This window comes from Alloactinosynnema sp. L-07, from assembly GCF_900070365.1.
Classification (GTDB): Bacteria; Actinomycetota; Actinomycetes; order Mycobacteriales; family Pseudonocardiaceae; genus Actinokineospora.
On record NZ_LN850107.1, the window covers coordinates 1,249,517 to 1,273,779 of the forward strand.

Consider the following 24,263-nt stretch of genomic DNA (forward strand, 5'->3'; position numbering starts at 1 on the left):
GCCGATCTGTCAGCCTGACAGGTCGGTGATCGTCTTCGCGATGCGGCGTTCGCGGGTCGGCTGGGTCTTGGCGTCGTCGATGGCGAGCACGTGGCGGCGTTTGTGGCTGTAGGACAGTGCCTCGAACGCCGCACGTGCTGCTGGCGCGGCGGCCAGCGCCGCGGCCAGGTCGGCGGGGACCTCGACCGCGCGTGGCTCGGTGTCGAGCTCGACGTCGACCTCGATCTCGTCGCCAGCACCCACGCCCGCCGCGGTCCGGTTCTCGGCGCTGAGCGGCAGGTAGTAGTCGTCGCCGTAGGCGGCCACCGTGCTGCGGTAGGTGTGGCCGTTGATCGTGACGGTGACCGGGGGCCGCTTGGTGCGGCCGAGTCCGGTCACCACGTCCCGCGGCACCCGGAAGCCGGTCGCCGTCTTGCCGCCGAGTTCGACGGTCGTTCGGAATCGCATTCCTAGAAGGTGCCAGGAATCCCTGGATGGCGCTGCACCAGGATCGTGCTCTTCACCACCGCCTCCTTGTAGTACGCCGCGACGCGGCCGGTGATCACCGCCTCGACCGGGCTGTCGTCGCGGCGGACGAACTGGATCAGCCCGTCGCGGCGGCCGAGGCTCACACACTGGTTGAGGTAGCGGAATCGCAGCGGCTTCGGCTCGCGGCCCGCCAGCCGGTCCATGATCGCCCGCACGGCCTGCTGCGCGACGGGAATGCCCGTGGCGCACGCCATCCGCAGTTCATCGCCGTCGGGCCGGCGGGCGGCGGCCGCGTCGCCGATGCCGTAGATGTCCGGGTTGGACACCGACCGCAGCGTCTCGTCGACGATCATCCGTCCGCTGTCGTCGACCGCCACACACTCGGCCAGCGGTGACACCCGGAACCCGGTCGTCCACACGACCACGTCGGCCCCGATGTGCTCGCCGTCGTCGAGGACCAACCCGTCGGCCCGCACCTCGGCGACCCGGACCTCGTCGCGCACCTCCACCCCGAGCCGGTCGAACGCCCGCCGCAGGTGCTTGCGCGCCTTCTCCGACAGCGCGGCACCGAGCCCGCCGCCGGTCACCAGCCGGACCTTGACGTCGGGATAGGTCTCGGCGATCTCGCTGGCCGCCTCGATCCCGGTCAGCCCGCCACCGACCACCGCTACCATCCCGGCCGCGCTGATCCGCCCGCGCGCCCGCTCGGCCTGCTCGACATCGGCCACCGTGACCGCGTGCTCGCGGGCGCCGGGGACGGCGTCGAGGTCGGCCTGGCTGCCGAGGGCGTAGATGAGGGTGTCGTAGGGGAGGGTGCCGTTGGTGAGGTGGACGAGCTTGTTGTCGGGATCGATCTCGGTCACCTTGTCGATCACCAGGCTGATGCCGGTGCCGTCGACCAGGTCGGCCAGCGGGCGGTCGCGCAGCGGCTGACCGGCGGCCAGTTGGTGCAGGCGGACCCGCTCGATGAAGCGGTCGCGGGCGTTGACCAGGGTGACCTTGACGTCCTTGCGAGCCGCCAGCTTGGCCGCGACAAGACCGCTGTAACCGGCGCCGAGAACAACGATGTGGTGTGTCATGCGCTTCTCCGTTCGTCGCAAGAAGGACATGACAGCGGCGCGGAACGTGACAGGTCGGCGGTGGGACCTGCGTCACAGCATCGCCAAGCCGGGCGCGCTACGCTGGGTTACCAAGTCTCGCGGAGGGTCGGATTGTCCAGACGCCAATGGACCGCTGAGGGGCATCGGGGGCTGCCGCCGGTCGATTGCGACCGCATGCGTGCGGAGGCCGACGAGTTCTTCGGCTCCGAGGACCGCATCGGTGACGAAGACCCCTGGGAGCGCGGGCGCGCTTGACCACGGCACGTGCGACGTGGCCGCCAAGCTGACGACCGTCAGCTGCCGAGTTCCGCTGCCTTGGCGGTGAGGTAGCGCTGTTCCTGCAGGCTCGTGGTGTGCCGCGCCGCCGATCGGTACAGCTGGGCCGCCTCGGTGAGGTTCCCGGCGCGTTCGTGTAGGTGGGCGCGGACGGCGTGCAGGCGGTGGTGATCTTTCAGCTGGTCGTCGAGGGATTCCAGCATGGACAGGCCGACGATCGGGCCGTGCACCATCGACGCCGCGATCGCGCGGTTCAAGGTGACCATCGGGTTCGGGGTCATCTGTTCCAGCAGGCCGTAGAGCGCCAGGATCTGCGGCCAATCGGTCTTCTCGGTGTCGGGGGCCTCGCCGTGCAGGGCGGCGATGGCGGCCTGGAGCTGGTAGGGCCCAACGGCTCCGCGCGCGATCACGTCAGTGATCAGGGCAGAGCCCTCGGCGATCAGCGCGTGGTCCCAAGTGGAGCGGTCCTGCTCGGCCAGCGGGATCAGGGTGCCGTCGGCCGCGGTGCGGGCGGGGCGGCGGGCGTCGGTGAGGAGCATGAGGGCCAGCAGGCCGCCGAGTTCGGCGTGGTCGGGCACCGCGGCGCGGGTGGCGCGGGTGAGGCGGATGGCCTCGCCGGAGAGGTCGGTGCGGACCAGGGTCGGGCCGGTGCTGCTCGCGTAGCCCTCGTTGAACATCAGGTAGAGCACGTGCAGGACCGGTGCGAGGTCGGCCGACGGCGTGAACGGCAGGCCCTTGACCTTCTGCTTCGCCCGGCTGATCCGCTGCGCCATCGTCGCTTCGGGCACCAGGAAGGCGTTGGCTATCTCGGCCGTCGTCAGGCCGCCGATCGCCCGCAGCGTCAGCGCGATGGCCGACGCCGGGGTGAGCGACGGGTGGCAGCACAGGAACAGCAGCGCCAACGTGTCGTCCTGGTCGGCGGTCTCACCGGGTGGGGGCTCCCGGGAGGCGCGCTCCTCCCGAAGCCTGCGGGCCTCGTCACTGCGCCAGGCGTCGACCATCCTGCGGGTCGCGACCTGGATGAGCCACCCGCGGGGGTTGTCCGGCACGCCGTCTACCCACTGCGCCGTGGCGGCGATCAGCGCCTCCTGGACCGCGTCCTCCGCCGCGGCGAAGTCGCCGTGCCGCCGCACGACCACACCGAGGACCTGCGGCGCCAGGGTGCGCAGCAGGTCCTCGGTCGGCTCGTTCACTGCTCGACGGGCGGCGCGCTCATGATCTCGCGCACCTGGATCTCCTGGCCCAGTGGCTTGCCCTGCGGCCCAGGCGCGGCCGACGCCTCGGCGGCGACCTCAAGGGCCCGCTCGACCGACTCGACGTCGATGATCCAGTAGCCCGCGAGGAACTCCTTGGACTCCGCGAACGGCCCGTCGGTGACGACCGCGGGCCCGTCCTTCTTCACCACCTTCTTGGCCGCGTCCGGCCACGCCAGCCCCTGCGCGTCGACCAGCTCGCCACTCTCGGTCAGGCGCTGGTAGAAGTCGTCCTGGAACTCCATGTGCGCCTTGACGTCCTCCGGCGCCCAGTCGGTGATCGGCTCCACGCCCTCGACGTGGTAGTTCATCAGCAGCATGAACTTCATGGTTTCCGCCTCCCGAGTGCTGCGCCCATCTTGGCGCCTCACCAGTGGATCGGAGCCGCCGACACGTTCTCGACATCGATCCGGAGGAAGTTTCAGCGACTCCGCGCGAGGGTCACCAGCCGCGCTCTCGCCATTCGTCCAGCTTTGGGCGCTCGTCGCCGAGGGTGGAGTCGTCGCCGTGGCCGGGGTAGAACCACGTGTTATCAGGCAGTACGCCGAAGACTCGCGACTCCAGGTCGTCCATCAGGCTGGTGAAGGCCGCCGGGTCTGTGGTCCGTCCAGGCCCACCAGGGAACAAGGAGTCGCCGGTGAACAGGTGTCCGTGGCCGGAAGGGTCGCGGTAAAGCAGGGCGATGGAGCCAGGGGTGTGACCGCGCAGGTGGATGACCTCCAGCGTCACCTCACCCACTTCCACCACGTCCCCCTGATCCACCAGCCGGTCCGGCGGCACCGGCAGTACCTCGGCGTCGAGCGCGTGGGCGATGGTGTTCGCGCCGAAGGCGCCCGCGGTGGCGCCCAGGGCCTGCCAGTGGTCGCCGTGTTGGTGGGTGGTGACGATGGTGCGCAGGCTGGGGCGATCCTGGCCGTACCCGATCACGTCCGAAAGGCGCTGGGGGTCGGCCGCCGCATCGATGAGCAGGGCTTCGGTCGTGGCGCGACAGGTCAGCAGGTAGGCGTTGTTGTCATAGGGGCCGACGGACACCTTGGTGATCGTCAGCGCGGGGAGGGTTCGGCGGGCGGCGGGGCCGCCTGGCTCGACATGGCCGGTGTAGTCGTCGACGAGGTCCACGGTCGCCGACGGTAGTCTGCCTGCCACCGCTGGTTCCACCCAGATCGGCGGCGCGGGCGCGCAGGTATTACCCTGTTATCTGAGCGTTACCTGAAACTGGACCCTGTCGCCGATCACTTGTGAGCTCGTGCCGAATACACAGACAGTGAAGAAGTCCCCGCGCAAGGTGAGCTGGGACGTCATCCGGGTGCTGGCCGTCTACTCGGTCGTCGTGCAGCACGTCACCCACCAGTCCCCGATCAACCACCCTGAGCTGGGGCCTTATCCCTTCGTGCTGCCGCTGCAGTTCGGCGCGAGCACGCTGCTGGTGATCTCGGCGTACTTCACGTGCGTCACGGTCCGTCGCGGGGACACCGGCCGGTGGCTGCGCAACCGGCTGGCCCGGCTGCTGCCCGCCTACCTGCTCGCCGTGGTCGGCACCTATCTCGTGACGAGGGCCGTGGCGCCCGCGTTCGGGTGGTATGTGCCCGATGTCACGGACCTGGTCGCCAACCTGCTGCTCATCCAGGCGTGGTCACCGGAGTTCCACTGGGTCGACGCGTCCTACTGGACTTTCCCGTTGCAGGTCATGGCGTTCATCGCCGCGGCCCTACTCTGGCCGACGCGGTGGCGCCGCGGGACCGCGCTGACTGGTCTGTTGTGGACACTGGTCCTGCTGCCGCTGGTCATCCGGTTCGCGTTCCGGCACGACGACGCGCAGCAGTGGATCAAGTCGGTGTTCGACGGGCTGGCGCTGCACCGGGTCGCGCTGTTCGGGGTCGGCGTGGCGATCTGGCTGTGGACGCGGAACCGCATGTCCGCGCGGCACCTTGGCCTCTACGTGACCGCCGCCCTGGTCGCCCAGGACGCGCACTCCTACTTCGTGGACACCTGGTCGACCATCGCGTTCGGCGTGATCGTCGTGGGCATCATCGCCGCCGCGGGCGGGCCGGACTGGGACATCCCGGGCATCCGGCAGCTCGCGCGGCCGATCCGGTGGCTGGGTGGCATCTCCTTCGGCGTCTACCTGGTCCACCAGGAACTCGGGTTCGTGCTGGCCCGCTTCCTGCTCGACGCCGGGGTCGGGCCTTGGGGGCGGCTGGCCGTTTGCGTGGCCATGGCGATCCTGCTCGGCTGGGCGATGACCAGGCTGGTCGAGCAGCCTGCCCACCGCCTGCTGACCGGCGACGTCTGGCACCGCGCCCGGGCAGCGGCGAGCACGGTGGCGGCGGCGGTGCGGGAGCTCCCGCAGGTGCCTCAGCCCCAGGCGGCTAGTTCCGGTGGGGTCCCGTCGAGTTCGACCGGGCCGCGGCCGGTGAGCCAGGCCAGCGCGGCCGCGGCCGATCCGCTCAACTCGGTGCCGCCGTCCTGGGTGCCGATGGCGAACTCCCAGCTGCGCTGACGGCCGTCGGGCAGGTCGACCCGCAGCCGCACCGGCGTGCCCCCGGTCCGGCTCAGGATCGGGTGCACGGCCCGGTCGAGCATGAGGTCGAGGTGGTCGGCGGGCACCGCGTCGAACCCGAATCCCGCGTCGAGGTCGACTAGGTGGGTCCACACCTCGAACAGCCTGCGCTGCGGGATCTCGACGGCCGGGATCAGCTCGCCGTGCGGGTGCTGCACCGGCGCGGCCCAGTCCGCGTCGGTCAGTCTGCGGGCCTCGACCAGGAAGCGGCCGGACGCGGCGATCAGGTCCTCGCGCTGGACCTGGCCGAGCCTGGTCGCGCCCGCGTGGATGGCCGCGTCGCGGTCGGCGCGGCTGGGGTAGGCGGCGTGCTCGATGCCGGTGCGGGCCCACGTGAGCAGGTTGACCAGCGCATCGGCGTTTCGGGCCAGGTGGGTGACCACGTGGCCGCGGGTCCACCCCGGCAGCAGGCTGGGTCTGGGGAAGTCGGACTCGCTGAATCCGTCGACCACCCCGGTCAGGACGGAGGTTGCCTCCTTGACCGCGGCGAGCGTGCCCGCGGTGGTGTGCGAGGACGTGTTCAACCCACTCATGCGCACCCCGATGCTGAGTTGGTGGCGAACGGAGCAAAGTTGCTCTCCCCATCCAGAGTAGGCGAGGGTTGTTACCCGTCGGTACCGCTTCGCGGGTGCATGACGAACCCGGGTCCGCGAGAATTGTCGGTGCCCCGTGCGAGCATGGGGGTCGGCCACCCGTGGCCACTCACACTTTGCTGATCGACGTTCATGGGTCAGACCCGTGCCCGGTCGGCTCACGTGCACTACCGAAGGGATTTCAGTGGCCGACCGCCTCGTCGTTCGCGGCGCCCGTGAGCACAACCTGCGCGGCGTCGACCTCGACCTTCCCCGCGACAGCATGATCGTGTTCACCGGCCTGTCCGGGTCCGGCAAGTCCAGCCTGGCGTTCGACACGATCTTCGCCGAGGGGCAGCGCCGCTACGTCGAGTCGCTGTCGGCCTACGCGCGCCAGTTCCTCGGCCAGATGGACAAGCCCGACGTCGACTTCATCGAGGGCCTCTCGCCCGCGGTCTCGATCGACCAGAAGTCGACCAGCCGCAACCCGCGCTCGACCGTGGGCACGATCACCGAGGTCTACGACTACCTGCGCCTGCTCTACGCGCGCGCGGGCAAGCCGCACTGCCCGACCTGCGGCGAGGCGATCAGCAAGCAGACCCCGCAGCAGATCGTCGACCAGGTGCTGGCCATGGAGTCCGGCCTGAAGTTCCAGGTGCTCGCCCCGATCATCCGCGGCCGCAAGGGCGAATACCTCGACCTGTTCTCCCAGCTCCAGACCCAGGGCTATTCGCGCGCGCTGGTCGACGGCGTGGTCCACAGCCTGGCCGACCCGCCGAAGCTCAAGAAGCAGGAGAAGCACGACATCGCGGTCATCGTCGACCGGCTCGCGGTGAAGGCGACGTCCAAGCAGCGGCTCACCGACTCGGTCGAGACCGCGCTGCGCCTGGCCGACGGGCTCGTCGAGTTGGAGTTCGTCGACCTGCCCGAGCATGATCCAGCCCGTATTCGCGGCTTCTCCGAGCACTTGGCGTGCCCCAACGGCCACCCGCTCGGCGTCGAGGACCTGGAGCCGCGCTCGTTCTCCTTCAACTCGCCCTACGGCGCGTGTCCGGTGTGCACGGGCATCGGCGTCAAGAAGGAGGTCGACCCGGAGCTGGTCGTGCCCGACGACGAGCTGTCGCTGGGCGACGGCGCCATCGCGCCGTGGGCCGGTGGCCAGACCGCCGAGTACTTCGTCCGGCTGCTCTCGGCGCTGGGGGAGTCGATCGGGTTCCGGATGGACACCCCGTGGCGGCGGCTGCCCGCCAAGGCGCAGAAGGCGGTCCTGCACGGCGTGCCCGACCAGGTGCACGTCCGCTACCAGAACCGCTACGGCCGCGAACGCTCCTACTACGCCGCCTACGAAGGTGTGATCCCGTTCCTCGAACGGCGCCAGGAGCAGACCGACTCCGAGTACATGCGCGAGAAGTACGAGGGCTACATGCGCGAGGTCCCGTGCCCCTCGTGCCAGGGCACCCGCCTCAAGCCCGAGATCCTGGCCGTCACGCTCGCGCACAAGGACCAGGGCGACCGCTCCATCGCCGACGTCTCCAACATGTCGATCAGCGAGTGCTCTGCCTTCCTCGACGGACTCACCCTGGGCAAGCGCGAGACGATGATCGCGGGCGCCGTCCTCAAGGAGATCCAGGCCCGCCTGCGGTTCCTACTGGACGTCGGCCTGGACTATCTGTCCCTGGACCGCGCGTCCGGCACGCTGTCCGGCGGCGAGGCGCAGCGCATCCGGTTGGCCACGCAGATCGGCTCCGGCCTGGTCGGCGTGCTGTATGTCCTGGACGAGCCGTCGATCGGGCTGCACCAGCGCGACAACCACCGGCTGATCGAGACCCTGACCAGGCTGCGCGACCTGGGCAACACGCTGATCGTGGTGGAGCACGACGAGGACACCATCCGCCAGTCCGACTGGGTGGTCGACATCGGCCCCGGCGCGGGCGAGCACGGCGGCCAGGTCGTGCACAGCGGCCCGTTCAAGGAACTGCTGAAGAACAAGCAGTCGCTGACCGGCGCCTACCTCGCGGGCCGCAGCAGCATCCCGATGCCGATGCTGCGCCGCTCGATCGACAAGAAGCGCCAGCTCACCGTCGTCGGAGCGCGGGAGCACAACCTGCGCGGCATCGACGTCTCCTTCCCGCTGGGCTGCCTGGTCGCGGTGACCGGCGTGTCCGGCTCGGGAAAGTCCACCCTGGTCAACGACATCCTCGCCACCGTCCTGGCGAACAAGCTCAACGGCGCGCGCCAGGTGCCCGGGCGGCACACACGGGTCCGCGGCCTGGACATGGTCGACAAGCTCGTCCAGGTCGACCAGTCGCCCATCGGCCGCACCCCGCGCTCCAACGCCGCGACCTACACCGGCGTGTTCGACCACGTCCGCAAGCTGTTCGCCTCGACCACCGAGGCCAAGGTCCGCGGCTACCAGCCGGGCCGGTTCTCCTTCAACGTCAAGGGCGGCCGCTGCGAGGCGTGCGCGGGCGACGGCACGATCAAGATCGAGATGAACTTCCTGCCGGACGTGTACGTGCCGTGCGAGGTCTGCAAGGGCGCGCGCTACAACCGGGAGACCCTGGAGGTCCACTACAAGGGCAAGACGATCGCCGAGATCCTCGACATGCCGATCGAGGAGGCCGCCGCGTTCTTCGAGCCGATCAAGGCCATCCACCGGCACCTGGCCACCCTGGTCGACGTCGGCCTCGGCTACGTCCGGTTGGGACAGCCCGCGCCGACGCTGTCCGGCGGCGAGGCCCAGCGGGTCAAGCTCGCCAGCGAGTTGCAGAAGCGCTCGACCGGCAAGACGGTCTACATTCTCGACGAGCCGACCACCGGCCTGCACTTCGAGGACATCCGCAAGCTGCTCGGCGTGATCAACGGCCTGGTGGACAAGGGAAACACGGTGATCGTGATCGAGCACAACCTCGACGTGATCAAGACCTCGGACTGGATCGTCGACATGGGACCGGAGGGCGGATCGGGCGGCGGCCTGGTCGTGGCACAGGGCACGCCGGAGGACGTGGTCAAGGTCGAGGGCAGCTACACCGGAGAGTTTCTCGCCCACGTGATGTGACCTGCGATGATTCGGGTGGAGAATGTATCCCTCGATTGGTTGCCGACTCCTTCCTCATGACCGAGGTAGGCAATCAGGGAGGCCGCCATGCCAGACACCAGGGATCTCGAAGCCAGAGTGATCAAGCTCCAGCGCAACACCGCCGCGCTGCTGTCGCTGCTCGGCGGCGATGACGACGAGAAGCTGCGCTTCTGGGAGATCCTCAAAGGGATCACCACCCCGGCGGAGTACAAGCTCGTCGCGCACAGCCTCGACGTGATGCAGGCGCAGGTCGACCAGGTCGAGTTCGCGGCCCGCTCCATTGAGGCCACGGCCAAGGAGATGGGGCGGGTGCGTGCGGGCTGAGCAGGCCATCCAGGCGGACCGGGCCCCGACCCGACCGGACCCCGCGCTGTCACTGACCACGCGCCTGGCGCGCGAGTCCGGTGACGGCGTGGTGGTCTATGCCGGATCCGGCCGCCCGGTGCCGCCCGCGGCCAAGCTCGCCGTGTTCATCGCAGACGGCGACCCCTCGGTCACGAAGTTCGGGCGGTGGGCGCGGTCCGCGCGGCTGCCCGCGGTCGCGGTGCTGTTCGACGGTGAGCGCGCTCTGGTCGGGCCGCTGTCGACGCCGGGGAGTCCGGGGTGCGGCGCCTGCGCCCGCAGCCGCCGGATCGCGGCCGCCGCGGCGTCGCGGGGAACCGCCACCCCACGCGTGACCCACACCACCGCCCCACACTCCCGCCCGCTGCCCGGCCTCGCCGTCGCGGTCAAGACCGCCCGCGCGGCCGATCCCGAGGAGACCCAGGTCGTCCGCGACGACGACCCGGACCGCACCACCGCGGTCCCGCCGGGTTCGATGATCCCTGAGGACGAACGCACCACGCGGGTGACCGCGGACGAGGTCAAGCGGATCATCGCGGACCCGGAGCGCACCGTCGCGGTGTCCGATCCGGACCAGACCACCACCGTCGCCGCGGAGGACATCGAACGCACCGGCAGCCAGGGCACGGTCGCGGGTTTCCTCGACGTCAGCGATCCTCAACTTGACAAGATCATCGAACTGCTGGGCGACGGCGGCAAGGAACTGGCCGACCACCTCGCCGAGGTCGTCGACGGCGAAGTGCTGTGGCACCGGGTGATCCCGCTGCCCGACTGCGACGTCTGCGGCGGCGCCGACGGGCTGGGCACCGTTGGCCTGCCCACCGAAGACGACCCGGCCCTGCTGCTGGAGTCGCTGGCGGGCTGGGTCGACCCGCTGACCGGCGTGATCCCGTGGATCTCGCTCAAGCAGCCGCTGGGCACCGGGCCCGACCTGCCGTTCGTCGCGACCGCCGCACCGCCGCACCGCCTCGACGCCGACGGCGTCCCGCGCGCGCTGCCGATCGGCTGGGGCAAGGGCGCCACCCGCTGCGCCGCCATCGTCTCGGCGGTGGGGGAGGCGATCGAGCGGTACGCGCCGTCGCTGCCCGATGGCGCCCGGATCGTCTGGGCCCGGCCCGCCGACCTCGACGGCGAGGTGCTCGACCCGCGTGAGTTCCCGCTGTACGAGCCGCAGACCTATGCGCGCGCGGGCTTCGAGTTCGCCGCGTTCGACCGCCGCGTCGACCATCCGTGGGTCCGGGGCAAGTGGCTGGGCACCGACCGGTCGGTGTGGGTCCCGGCGGTCTTCACCTACCTGTCGATGACGCTGCTGCCCGAGCACCTGATCAGCCAGGGCACGTCCAACGGCTTGGCGGCGGGCACCGACGCCGAGTCCGCCACCGCCCGCGCGGTCCTGGAACTGGTCGAGCGCGACGCGATGATGGCCGCCTGGCTCACCGGTGCCAAAGGCCGCTATGTCGACCTGGACGAGACCCTCGACGTCGACCTTCGCGCCATCGTGGACGCCTTGCGTGTCCAGGGGCCCGGCGTCGAGGTCTATCTGCTGCCGACCAGCACGTACGGGGTCACCGCGGTTGCTTTGTCGCTGGGTGACGGTCGCCGCTGGCCCGGTGTGACGCTTGGCTTGGGCGCCGACCGTTCGCCCCGGGCCGCGATCCGGGCCGCGCTGATGGAACTCGCCCAGACCGCGCCGCACCTGGCGACCCTGCTGCGCGACCGGGCCCACCCCGTGCCCAAGCACGCCGAGGACGTGCGGAACATGCTCGACCACGCCGCCTACTACTTCCCCGCCAACCGCGTCGAGGCCTTCGACCGCATTCGCTGCGGCGGCACCTCCCGCCTGCGTGATCTCGTCGAGCCGGTGCCGGAGACGTCGGTCCCCGACCTGGCGGGCGTCCTGGGTGAGGCCGGGATTCGGGTCGCGATCGTGGACGTGACCAGCGCGGACGTGGCGATGGGCCCGTTCCGGGTGGTGCGGGCGGTGAGTCCGGACCTGCAGCCGATCAGCTATGGCTTCGGCAACGACCGCTCGCCGGTGGCCCGACTGCGGGACAAGCTGTTGCCGCCGCATCGCAGGCAGGTCCACCCGATCTGGTGAGTTCACCCAGCGTCCAGCCTGTGGTCACCAGCGCTGGGAAGGCTCACGCCCATGCGATTGACAAAGGTGTTAGCGGTGGTCCTGGCCACGGGTGCGGTGCTGTCGGTGGCGGTCGCCCCGGCGTCGGCCGACCTCCCCGGCGTGACCGCCACGTATGAGACAGCGTCCAACTACGACGACGAGGCGGGCGGCGACGCCGACGCCGACGACCCCGCGATCTGGGTCAACCCGACCCGGCCCGGTGCCAGCGTCGTCGTCGGCACCCTGAAGAACGGCGGTCTGACCGTCGTCGATCTGCGGGGCCGCGAACTGCAGCACATCGCCACCGGTGAGGGCGGCCGGTTCAACAATGTCGACATCGTCGCGGGTGCCCGGATCGGCGGCCGCACGCTCGACCTGGCCGTGGTGTCCGACCGCGGTCTCGACCGGCTGCGGATCTACGCCATCGACCCGCGCGGCGCGGGTGCGGGTGCGCACGTCCTGACCGACGTCACCACGGCCACCCCGCCGAGGGTGTTCAGCGCGACCGAGGCGGAGATCGAGGAGCAGCGCACCGCCTATGGCATCGCGGTCCGGCCGGACCCGGCGGGCGGGGCGCCGTGGGTGGTGGCCAGCCGCAGGCACGAGACCAGGGTCGGCCTGTTCCGTTTGGCAGGCGACGGCGCGGGCCGGATCACCTACCGGCAGGTCGACACGGTCGACTTGCCCGCCGCCTTCGCCGTGGACGGCGGGACGTGGGCGCCGTGCGCCGAGCCGGGGGAGCGACCCCAGGTCGAGGGCATGGTCGTCGACGGTGACGTCGTCTACGCCGCGCAGGAGGACGTGGGCATCTGGCGGATCCCGCTGCGCTGGGGCCTCGGCCGCCCGGAACTGGTGCAGCGCGTGCGCGAGTTCGGCAGGCCCGCGGTGTTCGACGAGGTCACCGAGGAGTGCGTGTTCACCGGGCCCGAGTCGCCGTCGGCTGGCAAGTACCTGACGGCCGACGCGGAGGGGCTGACCGTCGCCCACACCCGGTTCGGCAAGGTCCTGCTGGCCTCCAGCCAGGGTGACAACACGTTCGCGGCGTTCACCCCGACGCGCACGGGTCTGGTGTACCGCAACGGGTTCACCGTCGGGGACGGTGTGCTCGACGGCGTGCGGCACAGCGACGGTGCCGCGGTGACGACGAAGTCGCTCGGCCCCGAGTTCCCGCACGGACTGCTGGTCGTGCACGACGGCGAGAACACGCCGTCGGACCGCCCCGACACCAACTTCAAGCTGGTCCGGTGGGAGCGAGTGGCCTCGGTTCTCGGTTAGCCTCAAGAAATCTTGACCATCTCGTGAACCGGCGCGGGTGCGGGTCCGTGTGTGTGATGTCGAAGCACACAGCCCAGGAGGTCACCGCATGAACCGCATCCGCGTCACCGCGTTCGCCGCTTCCGCCGTCATCGGCGTGTTCGCCCTGTCGGCGTGCACCGCTGGGCAGCAGACCGCAGGCGCGCCCGTCGCGGCGCCGGAAGTCCTCGCCAAGGTCACGCTCGCCGCGGCTGATATCGAGGGGCTGGGCGCGGTTGTCACAGATGTCGAAGGGCGCACGCTTTACCGGTTCGACAAGGATAAAGCCAAACCGCCTACGTCCACTTGCGACGGTGAGTGCGCCGTGGCGTGGCCGCCCGCGCTGGCGGGCGACACCGATATCGCCGCCGACGGGGTCGACGAGGAGCTCATCGGGACGCTGGAGCGCGGCGACGGCACCAGGCAGCTGACCCTCAACGGCTGGCCGCTCTACCGCTTCGCCAAGGACAAGGCGGTGGGCGAGGCCAAGGGGCAGGGCGTGGGTGGCACCTGGTTCGCCGCGACGCCCGAGGGCAAGAAAGCCGTCGCCGAGGTCGAGAAGGACGCGGTTCGGTTGACCGCCAAGGAAATCGCCGACCTCGGCACCGGCGTGGTCGACGCCAAGGGGTACACGCTCTACCGGTTCGACAAGGACAAGGCGAAGCCGTCGAAGTCCTCTTGCGACGGTGACTGCGCGAAGGCGTGGCCGCCGGTGCTCGCCAAGGACAGCGTCGACATCGAGGGGATCGATGAGGCCATTGTCGGCACCGTCGTGCGGGCAGACGGCAGCAGGCAGCTGACTCTCAACGGCTGGCCGCTCTACCGCTTCGCCAAGGACACCGCGCCGGGCGAGGCCAAGGGACACGGCGTCGGCGGCACCTGGTTCGCCACGACCCCCGCGGGCAAGAAGGCCGCGGCCGCGGCCTCCGGCTATTGAGGCCAGGATGTCCACCCCGGCCCTCTCCGCTACCCTCGGCGCCACTTGGGGCGACGTGAGGGCGGGTGAGGGCAGGGGTGACGATCCCAGGGTTTCGGCCGCGCCGCCGCAAGCAGGTCCCCGGCGAGGACTTCGTCCGGTTCCTCTACGGCGAACACGGCAAGGCGCTGCTGGCCTACACGACCCGGCTGACCGGCGACCGGGCCGCCGCCGAGGACATCGTGCAGGAGACCCTGCTGCGGGCCTGGAAGCACGCCGACACCCTGGCCGACGAGAGCCGCGGCTCGACGCGCGGCTGGCTGCTCACCGTGGCCCGCAACATCGTCACCGACCGGGTCCGCGCCAGGGCCGCCCGCCCCCAGGAGGTCGGCGAACCGCTCGACGCGCCGGGAGCCGACAGTGACCACGCCGACAGCGTCGTCAACGAGATGGCCGTCCTCGGCGCGCTGGACCACCTGTCCCGCGAACACCGGGACGTGCTGGTCGAGGTGTACTACCGGGGTCGGTCGGTCGCCGAAGCCGCGCAGGCGCTCGGAATTCCGGCGGGTACCGTGAAATCGAGGACTTACCACGCGTTACGGGCCCTGCGCGGCGTGATGGGTCCAGGCGAGAGGGAGGTGACGAGGTGACCGCGTTCCAGCACGACCGCGAGCAGCTCGGCGCCTTCGCCCTCGGCGTCCTCGACCAGCGCGAGGCCGACCAGGTCCGCGCCCACCTGGCCCAGTGCCCCGACTGCCGCCACGAGGTCGACGACCTGCTGGCGCTGCGCCGCTCGCTCGACGAGATCCCGCCCGAGGCGTTCCTGGAGGGTCCGCCGGACAGCGACCTGGTCCTGCAGCGCACGCTGCGCAAGATGAGCAGCGAGAGCGCGCCCCGCCGCGGTCTGGTCGCCGCCGGGGTGGCCGTGCTGGCCGCCGTGGCGCTCGGCGGGGCGTTCTTCGCGGGCCGGACCACCGCCCCCGAGCCGGTCGCCGCGCCGCCGCCCACCACCGTTCCCGGGACGCGGGCCGGTGCGGCCACCGACCCGGACACCGGCGCGGTGATGAGCGTGAAGCTGGTGCCGCAGGCGGGCTGGGTCCGGGTCAACGCCATGGTGAAGGGCGCCCCGGTTGGCGCGCGCTGCGAACTGAGGGTCGTGTCGAAGTCGGGCGGCGAGTCGGTGCTGGCGGGCAGCTGGCTGGTGTCGGAGAAGGGCGCCCGGGACGGGACGAGCCTCGACGGCTCAGCCTTGATCGACCCCGACGACGTCGCCGCGGTCGAGGTCGTCACCACCGACGGCAGGCGCATCGTCTCGGCCTCGGTATAGCCAGGCCAGGACCGCCAGCCCGACCGCGGCGGCGGCGAGCGAGAGCACCGGGGTCCAAAACGGGTACCGATGGATGACGGCGATCGGCTCGGGGAACCGCGGCTGCCAGAGCAGGGCCGTTTGGGGGACCGCCAAGCCGAGCATCACCCCGACCACCCCGGTGGCCGCCCCGGCGCCGATCGCGCCCGCCCCTGCGACCACGGCGAACACCAACGCCACCACCGCTGCCCGCACCCACAGGCGCTCATCGACGGCCTGGGTTATCCCCAGATAGACCACCACCGCGCTGATCGCGACCCCGACCGAGGCCACCACCTGCCTGCGGAACGGCAACGCGGCCGCGACACCCAGCGCGAGCCCCAGTGTCATGAGCAGCCACACCGACAGGGTGACCCCGGGGTATACCAGCACGGTTTCCACGGGCCGCGAACCCAGTATCGGCGTGTTGTCGAATTCGATGAAGGTCGTCAGCACGGCCGACGCGCTGACCAGGCCACCGACGACCACGACACCGGCGACGAAGCGCGCGCCCGCGATGGCCGACACCCCGATCACCGCGAGCGCGGCCACCAGCCCCACGATTCCGCGGGCTCGCACCCAGTCCGCGATGCCCTCGCCGCCAACCTGGATCAGCGGGAGGCCCACCTGGTCGGTCACCGCGAACGCGACTGGGACAAGCGATGCGACGATGCTCGCGATGAGCACCGGGACCGCTGGGCGCGGCTCTGGAGCGGCCCGGCGCGATAGCCCCACCAGTACCGCGCTCACAAGGATCCCCACGCCCGCGACCACAGGCAGCAGGGGCTGCCCGGGTGCGATATAGAGCAGCTCGACCCAGCGCACCGCCGAAGCGACGACATAGGCGCCGAGGACAGTGCCCGCGACGGCCGCGCCCAGTGCCCACGCCCCCGACCGGCCGATCCAGGCCGCCGCGCCGAGGCCACCGGCGAGGGTCAGCAGGCCTGCCGCGCTCGACAGCGCCAACACCACCGACGTATAGGGCTCGGCGATCCCAGCCCCTAGCCAGCACATGGAAGCGGCGAGGAGTACCCAGCGCCACCCGACGTGCGGCCACGCCCACGCCGCCGCGACCCCGACGAGGGCCGCGACCGGGGCGGCGGCGTGGACGAACCAGGGCGGGTTCAGTCCCGTCATCCCGATCGGCGCGGGCATGAGCAGCAGGAGTGCCACCGCGGGCAGCACGAGCAGGGCGACGGCGGCCAGTCCGGCGTGGGACTGACGCGGTTCGGTCGAGGTCATCCGCTGACCGTTTCCATTCTGGGAGTGCTCTCCGCGGAGCTGTTGGGGCGTGGTCGGCTCAGCCAGGGCAGCGCCACCAGCGCGGCCGCCACGATGACAAGGATGACGATCGGCGGCCAGTCGACTGACCACATGCTCACACGCCCCGGCGAGACCCAGGGTGCGCCGACGGCGGTGACGGTGAAGCCGAGCGTGACGCCGACGAGGCCGCTCGCGACCCCAGGCAAGCTCGCGCCCACCCCCGCGAACACGGCGACGACGATGAGCAGGATCGCGGTCCGGCCCCAGAACTCGTCGCCGCCGTTGGCGTGGTGCACGGCGATCGCCGCGAGCGTCGCCATGGCGGCGGCGATCATCAGGACGAACCGCGGGCCGAGCGTCGCGGCCGCCGCGACTATGACAGCTGCCGTCACCGTGGCGAACAGGCTCGCCGTGAGCGGTGCGATCACCAGCACCGATGTCCCCACGGCGATCGCGCTCACCACGAGAGCCTTGCGCGGATGCCGACCACGCCGATGACCGGAACGAACTCGTGCCCGACCCCGGCAGGCGGCAGAAACCGTGTCGCGGCGGCGGGTAGCGCGAGTAGCGCCACCGCGAGCGCCGCTGGGCGCGGTTCCGTCGTAGTCACGGGCGGACGCTAGCCGACGGACACGCGCGGGCCGGGGCACAGTGCCGCATTCGTGACCTGGACATACCGAACCGCCCGGCTGGGGGCATCAGGCGCGGGCGGTTCGATGATTCAACGAGCAATGACCCTGCGGGCTACGGCCGCGAAGCCAGTTCGTGCCTAGGTTCTGGCACCGATTCCTGCTGGTCATCGGCGAGTGACTCTTCGTCGAACGGTTCGTCCCCTGCGAGTACCCGAGCTGCCTGCGCATGGTCGAACTCCTTGGTCCACGTGCCGATCAGCACCGTGGCGACCGCGTTGCCCGCGAAGTTCGTCAGCGCCCGCGCCTCGGACATGAAACGGTCGATGCCGACGATCAGACCCACCCCGTCGACCAGGTCCGGCCGGTGTGACTGCAGGCCGCCCGCCAGAGTCGCCAGTCCCGCGCCGGTTACGCCCGCGGCGCCCTTCGAGGCGATGATCATGAAGATCAGCAGCGAGATCTGCTCGCCCGCGCCCAGCGGGGAACCCATGGCGTTGGCGACGAACAGGGTGGCCATGGTCAGGTAGATCGCGGTGCCGTCGAGGTTGAACGAGTACCCGGTGGGCACCGTGATGCCGACGACGGGCTTGCTCACACCGAGGTGCTCCATCTTCGCGATCAGCCGCGGCAGCGCCACCTCCGACGACGACGTCGACAGGATCAGCAGGAACTCGCGGCCGAGGTAGCGCAGCAGCGAGAACAGGTTCACCCGCGCCACCAGCCACAGCAGCAGCCCGAGCACGACCACGACGAACACCAGACACGTCGCGTAGAAGCCGAGCATGATCACCGCGAGGCTCTTGAGCGCCGACACCCCGGTCTCGCCGACCACCGCCGCGATCGCGCCGAACGCGCCGATCGGGGCCACCCACATGATCATCGCCAGGATCTTGAACACCAGCCCCTGAATGTGCCCGACACCGCGGAGCACCGGCTCGCCGCGACGGCCGAGGGCCTGCAAGGCGAACCCGGTCAGCAGGGCGATGAGCAGGGTCTGTAGCACCTGGCCCTCGGTGAAAGCCGACACCAGCGTCTTCGGGATGATCCCGAGCACGAATTCGGTGGTGCCTTCCGCGGTCTTGACCTGCGCCTCGCCCTTGGCGCGCACGGCGTCGGTGATGGCCAGGCCGTCGCCGGGGTGCAGCACGTTGCCGACGATGAGGCCGATGGCCAGCGCCACGGTCGACATCGCCAGGAAGTAGCCCAAGGCCAGCCCGCCGACCTTGCCGATCTTGGCGGCCTTGGTGACCGAGCCGACGCCCAGCACGATCGTGCAGAAGATTATCGGGCTGATCATCATCTTGATCAGGCTGACGAACCCGGTGCCCAGCGGCTTGAGCGACTTGGCGAAGTCGGGAGCGAACAGGCCGACCGCGACGCCGAGCACGACGGCGGCGATGACTGCGAGATAGAGATAGTGGGTCCGATCTCGGCGGAGAGTCGACACGGTGGGGGCCTTTCTCGAGGACTGTGCCGATCACCGTCCCGTCCGGTGTGGGCGGGGTCACCATTGCGTTCATAGCGTTCACACTGATGGGCATGAAGCAGTGGAGTCTGGCCCGGCAGCTCCTGGTCGTCCAGGTGGTCATCGTCGGCCTGCTCGTGGCTGTCGGAGCGGCCCTGGCCTGGGCGGACGTGGCCGACCGGGCCGAGGAATCGAGCACCGCCGAGGCGCTGGCACTGGCCAAGGCGATCGCCGCCGCACCCACGGTGACCGAGGCGGTGCGCGGGTCGAACCCGACCGCGATCCTGCAGCCCTACACCGAGCGGGTGCGCGCCGACACCGGCGTCGACTTCATCACGATCATGTCCCCCGACGGCGTCCGGTTCACCCACCCGAACCCGTCCGAGATCGGCGGCCGCTTCCTCGGCCATATTGAGGAGGCGCGCGCCGGTCGGGCCTTCACCGAGACCTACACCGGCACCCTCGGCCCGTCCGTCCGCGCGGTCGTCCCGGTCTTCGCCTCGGGCCAGGTCGTCGGCCTGGTCAGCGCCGGAATCACCCTGAGCGCCATCAGCGCCGATGTCGCCGACCGCTTGCTGCCGGTGATCCTGGCCGCCGCCCTGGTCCTGATCCTCGGCGCCACCGCGACCTACCTGGTCAGCCGCAGGCTGCGCAGACAGACCGGCGGCCTGGCCCCCGCCGCCCTGAGCCGGGTGATCGGCTACCACGAGTCGATCCTGCACGCCGTCCGCGAGGGCTTGGTCCTGCTCGACCGCGACCACCGGGTGACCTTGTGCAACGACGGCGTCCGCACCCTGCTCGACCTCCCCGCTGACGCCGAAGGCAAGCGGGTCGACGAACTCGGCCTGCCCAACGCGATGGTCGAGCGCCTGCTCAGCGACACCGAGATGCGCGACGAACTCCACCTGACGGAGACCCGGGTCCTCGTGGTCAACTCCTCGACCGTGGGCAACTCCATGGGCACCGTGGTGACCCTGCGAGACCGCACCGACCTCCAGGCCCTCACCGGCGAACTCGACACCGTGCGCGGCTTCGCCGAAGCCTTGCGCGCCCAAGCCCACGAGGCCGCCAACCGCCTGCACACGGTCGTCTCCCTGGTGGAACTGGGCCGCCCGGCCGAGGCCGTCGAGTTCGCCACGGACGAGTTGGCCATCGCCCAACGCCTCACCGACCAGGTCGTCGGCGCCGTCGCGGAGCCGGTACTCGCCGCGCTGCTGCTCGGAAAGGCCGCCGACGCCGGCGAACGCGGCGTCGACCTGATCATCGACCCGGACACCGAGATCACCGACCTGGAAATCCCCGCCCGCGACCTGGTGACCATCCTTGGCAACCTGATCGACAACGCCGTGGACGCGGCGGCGGACAGTGAAGAACGGTGGGTACGAGTGAGCGCGAGGACATCCACAGACACCCTTGTGTTGCGCGTAGCCGACAGCGGCGGGGGTCTGCCCGACGGCTCCAGACCGTTCGAACGTGGCTGGTCGACGAAGCCCGGAGGCGCACGGGGCTTGGGTTTGGCACTGGTCGGTCAGGCGGTCCGGCGGGCGAGCGGAACCGTCGAAGCAGGACAAGACATCGGCGGCGGCGCCGTCTTCACAGTCCGAGTACCACGATGATCAAACAACCCGCCACGCACAGAACGCAAGGGGCACAACAGAACCACCCAAACGGGCACCCCGCCGCACGAAGGCTCCCGCGATGATCTCCGTGCTGGTAGTAGAAGACAACGCGGTAGCAGCCCAAGCCCACCGTGTCTATGTAGAGCGAGTCTCCGGTTTCGCCGTCGCAGGCGTCGTGCATTCCGGACGAGCCGCTTTGCGCTTCCTGGACACAGGCCCAGTCGACCTCGTCTTGCTCGATCTCTATCTGCCGGACGGGCATGGTCTCGACGTCGTACGGGCGTTGCGCGCGGCGGGGCACGGGGCAGACGTCATCGCCGTGACCTCAGCCCGCGACCTGGCCGTCGTCCGAGCCGCGGTCTCAGCAGGCGTAGTCCAATACCTGCTCAAACCGTTCACCTTCGCAGGCCTGCGAGACAAACTCGAAGGCTACGCCCGCTTCCGAGACCACGTCCGCCACGGCGAAGCCGCCGCCCAATCCGACGTAGACGAAGCCTTCGGCGCGCTACGAGGATCAGACAGCGCCGTACTCCCCAAAGGAATGAGCGGCCCAACCCTCGACCTGGTGATCAGCGCGGTAAGAACAGCCGAAGACGGCCTGTCCGCCGCGGCCGCCGCGGACGAGGTGGGAGTCTCCCGCGTCACCGCCCGCCGCTACCTGGAATTCCTCGCCGACCAGGGCCAAGTCGTCCGGCGACCCCGGTACGGCACGGTCGGCCGCCCCGAGGTCGTCTACCAATGGGCTCAGAAGACCGGTCCGGTGAACTTCTCCCCAGGCCCCTGACCAGGCTCGTCCGGAAACGCCGAGGCCTCCCGGAACGCGCGCTGCAGCGATTGCAGACCGTCACGGATCGGCGCGGCGTGCGGGCCGAGGTACTCCACCGAGGCCGTGACCAGGCCCGCGAGCGCCGTGATCAGCCTGCGCGCCTCGTCGAGGTCCCGGTGGGGGCTACTGTCCGGATCGGCGTCGGCCAGGCCGAGTCGTTCTGCGGAGGCCGACATCAGCATGACCGCGGCCCGGCTGATCACCTCCACACTAGGAATACTCGCCAGGTCCCGCTCGTTCTCATCTGAGGCGGGCCGGGCGGTGGTGGCATCAGGGGTGTCAAAGCCGTCGTTCACGATCTGCTACCATTCCACGTGCGACCAGCCCCCGTTGATTCGGGGGCGGCAAAGTGGAGCCCCCGCTCCCACCCGAGTCACCGCGAGGCGGCCGGGTCCGGTCACCAGGAAGACACGATTCAGTCGTGTCATGTCTTGTATCTCGGCGCGTGCGTCGAGCGATCGGTCGGAAGCGGGCCCCGTATGCCATCAGGCAGACGGGGCTCGACGCAGTTCAGGGGACCTCACTCGCGCACGAATTGTTCATGGACCGAGGAGGCCCCATCAGCACGGAGACACGCATCAACGACCGCATCCGCGTGCCGGAGGTCCGACTTGTCGGACCCAACGGCGAGCAGGTCGGCATCGTCCGCATCGAGGACGCGCTCCGACTCGCGCAGGAAGCGGACCTTGATCTCGTGGAGGTCGCCCCGCAGGCCCGCCCGCCGGTATGCAAGCTCATGGACTTCGGAAAGTTCAAGTACGAGAGCGCGCAGAAGGCCCGCGAGTCCCGGCGGAACCAGGTGCTCACCGTCATCAAGGAGCAGAAGCTCCGACCGAAGATCGACTCCCACGACTACGAGACCAAGAAGCGCAATGTCGTGCGCTTCCTCGAGCACGGGAACAAGGTCAAGGTCACCATCATGTTCCGCGGCCGCGAGCAGTCCCGCCCGGAGCTGGGCTTCCGCCTGCTCCAGCGGCTCGCCGAGGACGTTCAGGAGCTCGGCTTCGTGGAGTCGTCCGCCAAGCAGGACGGCCGAAACATGATCATGGTGCTGGCACCGCACAAGAACGTGAAGCCCAAGCCGAAGGTGACCTCGGCGGACGACTCCGAAGAGCCGATCGAGAGCTCTCCTGAGGACTTGACCTGACCGGTACCACCGGTCGACGAAGTACCCCCGAAGGCTGCCGCCCCGAGCGCCCCACCGGCTCGGGACGGCACGAGACGAGGATCAGAACATGCCGAAGATGAAGACCCACTCCGGTGCGTCCAAGCGCGTCAAGATCACCGGCAAGGGCAAGCTGCGCCGCCAGCAGGCCGGGCTGCGCCACAAGCTGGAGAAGAAGCCCACCTCGGTGACCCGCAGGCTCTCCGGCACCGCCGAGGTCGCCAAGGTCGACGAGAAGCGCCTCAACCGGCTGCTCGCCCGCTGACCCCTTTTACTTGCCCACCCAGGGCGGCTGACCCCGCCCACTAGATCGACAGGACGGAACCGTGGCACGCGTCAAGCGGGCAGTCAACGCCCAAAAGAAGCGCCGCACGACTCTCGAGCTCGCCAGCGGCTACCGCGGCCAGCGCTCGCGGCTGTACCGCAAGGCCAAGGAGCAGGTGCTCCACTCGCTGAACTACGCCTACCGGGACCGCCGTGCCCGCAAGGGTGACTTCCGCAAGCTCTGGATCCAGCGGATCAACGCCGCCGCTCGTCAGAACGGCATGAGCTACAACCGCTTCATCGAGGGCCTGCGCGTCGGCGGCGTCGATGTCGACCGCAAGATCCTCGCCGAGCTCGCTGTCAGCGACCCCACCGCGTTCACCGCGCTGGTCGAGATCGCGCGCGCCAACGCGGGCACCCAGGGCAAGGCCGAGGCCGCTTCCTGAACACGCGTTACCAGCGGCCCGAGGTGTTCACCGAACGAACGCCTCGGGTCGCTTCCGCGCGTGCCCTGACCCGCCGCGCTGGCCGCGACAAGGCCGGGCGATTCCTCGTCGAGGGCGCCCAAGCTGTTCGGGAGGCGCTGGCCTTCGGCCGGGTGCACGAGCTGTTCGTCACCGAGGCCGCGGCCGAGCGCAACCCGTCGCTGGTGGACGTCGACGTCCCGGTGTCCTTCGTGACCGACAAGGCCGCGTCCGGACTCTCGGAAACCATTACGCCCCAAGGCATCATCGCCGTGTGCGACCTGGTCGACCGCCCGCTCACCGAGTTGGCCGGTCCCTTGGTCGCGGTCATGGTCGGAGTTTCCGACCCTGGCAACGCGGGCACGGTCACCCGGGTCGCCGACGCCGCGGGGGCGGGCTCGGTGGTCTTCGCGGGCGCGACCGTCGACCCGCACAACGGCAAGTGTGTCCGCGCGTCGACCGGCAGCGTCTTCCACCTGCCCGTGATCCGCGCGCGCTCCCTTGACGAGGTGTTCGCCGCCTGCCGCTCGGCGGGCCTGCGCCTCGTCGCGGCCGACGGCCACGCCACCCACGACCTGGACCAGGCCACGGACGCGGGGGAGCTGACCGCCCCGACGGCCTGGGTCTTCGGCAGTGAGGCCCACGGCCTCGATGACGCGGTTCTGGCCGAGATGGACTCGGTTGTGAAGGTCCCGCTCTATGGCGCTGCTGAGAGCCTGAACCTGGCCACGGCCGCCGCGGTCTGTCTCTACGCGAGCGCCCGCGCCCTGCGCGCGGGCTGACCCCTACACCGAGAACCCGGTGATCTTGCTGGGGGTCACCCGGACGATCAGCCGAAGCAGGTCGTTCGACTCGGGCATCGGGTCCTGGCCGAGGTACTTGTGCGACAGTTTGAGCGGCAACTCCTTCTCCGGGTCGTCGATCAGTTCGACGGTGCCACGGATGTCCACCGACTGATATGGGTTCGCGGCGTCGAAGACGGTCAGGCTGATCCGCGGGTCACGGATGAGGTTCTTGACCTTCTGCCGCGTCGCGGTGCTGGAGAACAACACCGTGTCCTCGTCCCGCAGAATCCAGACGACCGAGGTCTGCGGGCTGCCGTCGCGGCTCAGCGTGGCGACGGTGGCGAAGTTCCTCCCGTCCAGGAGCCTGCGGGTGTCGTCATCGAAAGTCGCGGACATCGGGTTCCCCTCATGATGTTGATGCTCGTGAGTAGGAACAACAGCGGGCGTCCGGGTCTTC

Annotated in this window: 25 protein-coding genes and 1 pseudogene; 14 read left to right on the top strand and 12 right to left on the bottom strand. The window is 70.1% G+C overall.

What is annotated here, in order from left to right; genetic code table 11:
• Window positions 1–9: 9 nt before the first annotated feature.
• The 5 genes from BN1701_RS05995 to BN1701_RS06020 form a co-directional block, all read right to left on the bottom strand.
• Window positions 10–447: a YdeI/OmpD-associated family protein gene (locus BN1701_RS05995; protein WP_054046258.1), complete on the bottom strand. Its 438-nt coding sequence runs from the start codon at window positions 445–447 to the stop codon at window positions 10–12.
• A 2-nt stretch (window positions 448–449) separates the two neighbouring features.
• Window positions 450–1,547, bottom strand: a complete 1,098-nt coding sequence (locus BN1701_RS06000; RefSeq protein WP_054046261.1) for an NAD(P)/FAD-dependent oxidoreductase — start codon at window positions 1,545–1,547, stop codon at window positions 450–452.
• A gap of 314 nt (window positions 1,548–1,861) precedes the next feature.
• Window positions 1,862–3,037: an RNA polymerase sigma factor gene (locus BN1701_RS06010; RefSeq protein ID WP_054046263.1), complete on the bottom strand. Its 1,176-nt coding sequence runs from the start codon at window positions 3,035–3,037 to the stop codon at window positions 1,862–1,864.
• Window positions 3,034–3,426 (bottom strand): YciI family protein, encoded by a 393-nt coding sequence (locus BN1701_RS06015; protein ID WP_054046265.1) that lies wholly within the window; start codon window positions 3,424–3,426, stop codon window positions 3,034–3,036. The genes BN1701_RS06010 and BN1701_RS06015 overlap by 4 nt, the downstream gene beginning before the upstream one ends.
• Window positions 3,427–3,538: 112 nt before the next feature.
• The gene (locus BN1701_RS06020; RefSeq protein ID WP_054046267.1) at window positions 3,539–4,216 is read right to left on the bottom strand and encodes an MBL fold metallo-hydrolase; all 678 of its coding nucleotides are present in this window, start codon (window positions 4,214–4,216) and stop codon (window positions 3,539–3,541) included.
• A 145-nt stretch (window positions 4,217–4,361) separates the two neighbouring features.
• Here BN1701_RS06020 and BN1701_RS06025 point away from each other — a divergent pair, with 145 nt between their 5' ends.
• Window positions 4,362–5,597: an acyltransferase gene (locus tag BN1701_RS06025; protein ID WP_231949502.1), complete on the top strand. Its 1,236-nt coding sequence runs from the start codon at window positions 4,362–4,364 to the stop codon at window positions 5,595–5,597.
• On the opposite strand, the pseudogene BN1701_RS33975 reads toward BN1701_RS06025, so the two are convergent.
• Window positions 5,564–6,514, bottom strand: a pseudogene (locus BN1701_RS33975) (maleylpyruvate isomerase family mycothiol-dependent enzyme); the annotation flags it as partial. The gene BN1701_RS06025 and the pseudogene BN1701_RS33975 overlap by 34 nt on opposite strands.
• On the opposite strand from BN1701_RS33975, the gene uvrA reads away from it, so the two are divergent.
• From uvrA to BN1701_RS06060, 7 genes are all read left to right on the top strand, one after another.
• Complete coding sequence (gene uvrA / locus BN1701_RS06030; protein WP_054046271.1) at window positions 6,435–9,287, top strand: excinuclease ABC subunit UvrA; 2,853 nt, start codon at window positions 6,435–6,437, stop codon at window positions 9,285–9,287. The pseudogene BN1701_RS33975 and the gene uvrA sit on opposite strands and share 80 nt — an antisense overlap.
• 87 nt (window positions 9,288–9,374) lie before the next feature.
• A complete protein-coding gene (locus BN1701_RS06035) occupies window positions 9,375–9,632 on the top strand; it encodes a hypothetical protein (RefSeq protein ID WP_054046273.1) in 258 nt (85 codons plus the stop codon).
• Window positions 9,622–11,748 carry a YcaO-like family protein gene (locus BN1701_RS06040; RefSeq protein WP_054046275.1) on the top strand — a complete coding sequence of 709 codons (2,127 nt, stop codon included), beginning with the start codon at window positions 9,622–9,624 and terminating at the stop codon, window positions 11,746–11,748. Before BN1701_RS06035 ends, BN1701_RS06040 begins: the two co-directional genes overlap by 11 nt.
• Window positions 11,749–11,799: 51 nt before the next feature.
• The gene (locus tag BN1701_RS06045; RefSeq protein ID WP_054046277.1) at window positions 11,800–13,044 is read left to right on the top strand and encodes a phytase; all 1,245 of its coding nucleotides are present in this window, start codon (window positions 11,800–11,802) and stop codon (window positions 13,042–13,044) included.
• An 88-nt stretch (window positions 13,045–13,132) separates the two neighbouring features.
• A complete protein-coding gene (locus tag BN1701_RS06050) occupies window positions 13,133–13,999 on the top strand; it encodes a hypothetical protein (RefSeq protein ID WP_054046280.1) in 867 nt (288 codons plus the stop codon).
• 77 nt (window positions 14,000–14,076) lie between these two features.
• The gene (locus tag BN1701_RS06055) at window positions 14,077–14,628 is read left to right on the top strand and encodes a sigma-70 family RNA polymerase sigma factor (protein ID WP_054046282.1); all 552 of its coding nucleotides are present in this window, start codon (window positions 14,077–14,079) and stop codon (window positions 14,626–14,628) included.
• Window positions 14,625–15,305 (top strand): anti-sigma factor, encoded by a 681-nt coding sequence (locus tag BN1701_RS06060; protein ID WP_054046284.1) that lies wholly within the window; start codon window positions 14,625–14,627, stop codon window positions 15,303–15,305. Before BN1701_RS06055 ends, BN1701_RS06060 begins: the two co-directional genes overlap by 4 nt.
• Here the strand turns inward: BN1701_RS06060 and BN1701_RS06065 are convergent.
• The 4 genes from BN1701_RS06065 to BN1701_RS06075 form a co-directional block, all read right to left on the bottom strand.
• On the bottom strand, window positions 15,222–16,565 hold the full coding sequence (locus BN1701_RS06065) for a hypothetical protein (RefSeq protein WP_054046285.1): 1,344 nt from the start codon (window positions 16,563–16,565) through the stop codon (window positions 15,222–15,224). The two genes, BN1701_RS06060 and BN1701_RS06065, sit on opposite strands and share 84 nt — an antisense overlap.
• On the bottom strand, window positions 16,562–17,047 hold the full coding sequence (locus tag BN1701_RS06070) for a hypothetical protein (RefSeq protein ID WP_157367784.1): 486 nt from the start codon (window positions 17,045–17,047) through the stop codon (window positions 16,562–16,564). Before BN1701_RS06070 ends, BN1701_RS06065 begins: the two co-directional genes overlap by 4 nt.
• A complete protein-coding gene (locus BN1701_RS35270; protein ID WP_157367785.1) occupies window positions 17,044–17,196 on the bottom strand; it encodes a hypothetical protein in 153 nt (50 codons plus the stop codon). The genes BN1701_RS06070 and BN1701_RS35270 overlap by 4 nt, the downstream gene beginning before the upstream one ends.
• Window positions 17,197–17,330: 134 nt before the next feature.
• Window positions 17,331–18,665 (bottom strand): cation:dicarboxylate symporter family transporter, encoded by a 1,335-nt coding sequence (locus tag BN1701_RS06075; protein ID WP_054046289.1) that lies wholly within the window; start codon window positions 18,663–18,665, stop codon window positions 17,331–17,333.
• Window positions 18,666–18,757: 92 nt separating this feature from the next.
• Between BN1701_RS06075 and BN1701_RS06080 the strand changes: the two genes are divergently transcribed.
• Both BN1701_RS06080 and BN1701_RS06085 read left to right on the top strand, forming a co-directional pair.
• Window positions 18,758–20,299 (top strand): sensor histidine kinase, encoded by a 1,542-nt coding sequence (locus tag BN1701_RS06080; RefSeq protein WP_082860278.1) that lies wholly within the window; start codon window positions 18,758–18,760, stop codon window positions 20,297–20,299.
• Between the two features lie 82 nt (window positions 20,300–20,381).
• Window positions 20,382–21,086, top strand: a complete 705-nt coding sequence (locus BN1701_RS06085; RefSeq protein WP_054046291.1) for a response regulator — start codon at window positions 20,382–20,384, stop codon at window positions 21,084–21,086.
• Here BN1701_RS06085 and BN1701_RS06090 read toward each other — a convergent pair.
• A complete protein-coding gene (locus BN1701_RS06090; RefSeq protein WP_231949819.1) occupies window positions 21,047–21,310 on the bottom strand; it encodes a DUF1844 domain-containing protein in 264 nt (87 codons plus the stop codon). The two genes, BN1701_RS06085 and BN1701_RS06090, sit on opposite strands and share 40 nt — an antisense overlap.
• 359 nt (window positions 21,311–21,669) lie before the next feature.
• On the opposite strand from BN1701_RS06090, the gene infC reads away from it, so the two are divergent.
• The 4 genes from infC to BN1701_RS06110 all read left to right on the top strand — a co-directional run bounded on the left by infC (window position 21,670) and on the right by BN1701_RS06110 (window position 23,803).
• On the top strand, window positions 21,670–22,275 hold the full coding sequence (gene infC, locus BN1701_RS06095; RefSeq protein WP_082859677.1) for a translation initiation factor IF-3: 606 nt from the start codon (window positions 21,670–21,672) through the stop codon (window positions 22,273–22,275).
• An 88-nt stretch (window positions 22,276–22,363) separates the two neighbouring features.
• On the top strand, window positions 22,364–22,558 hold the full coding sequence (gene rpmI, locus BN1701_RS06100; protein WP_054046295.1) for a 50S ribosomal protein L35: 195 nt from the start codon (window positions 22,364–22,366) through the stop codon (window positions 22,556–22,558).
• Window positions 22,559–22,619: 61 nt separating this feature from the next.
• Entirely contained in the window at window positions 22,620–23,003 is a 384-nt protein-coding gene (gene rplT / locus BN1701_RS06105; RefSeq protein ID WP_054046297.1) for a 50S ribosomal protein L20, read from the top strand.
• Between the two features lie 23 nt (window positions 23,004–23,026).
• Window positions 23,027–23,803, top strand: a complete 777-nt coding sequence (locus BN1701_RS06110; protein WP_231949504.1) for an RNA methyltransferase — start codon at window positions 23,027–23,029, stop codon at window positions 23,801–23,803.
• 3 nt (window positions 23,804–23,806) lie between these two features.
• On the opposite strand, the gene BN1701_RS06115 is transcribed toward BN1701_RS06110, so the two are convergent.
• Complete coding sequence (locus BN1701_RS06115) at window positions 23,807–24,202, bottom strand: PPOX class F420-dependent oxidoreductase (protein WP_054046301.1); 396 nt, start codon at window positions 24,200–24,202, stop codon at window positions 23,807–23,809.
• Between the last annotated feature and the right edge of the window lie 61 nt (window positions 24,203–24,263).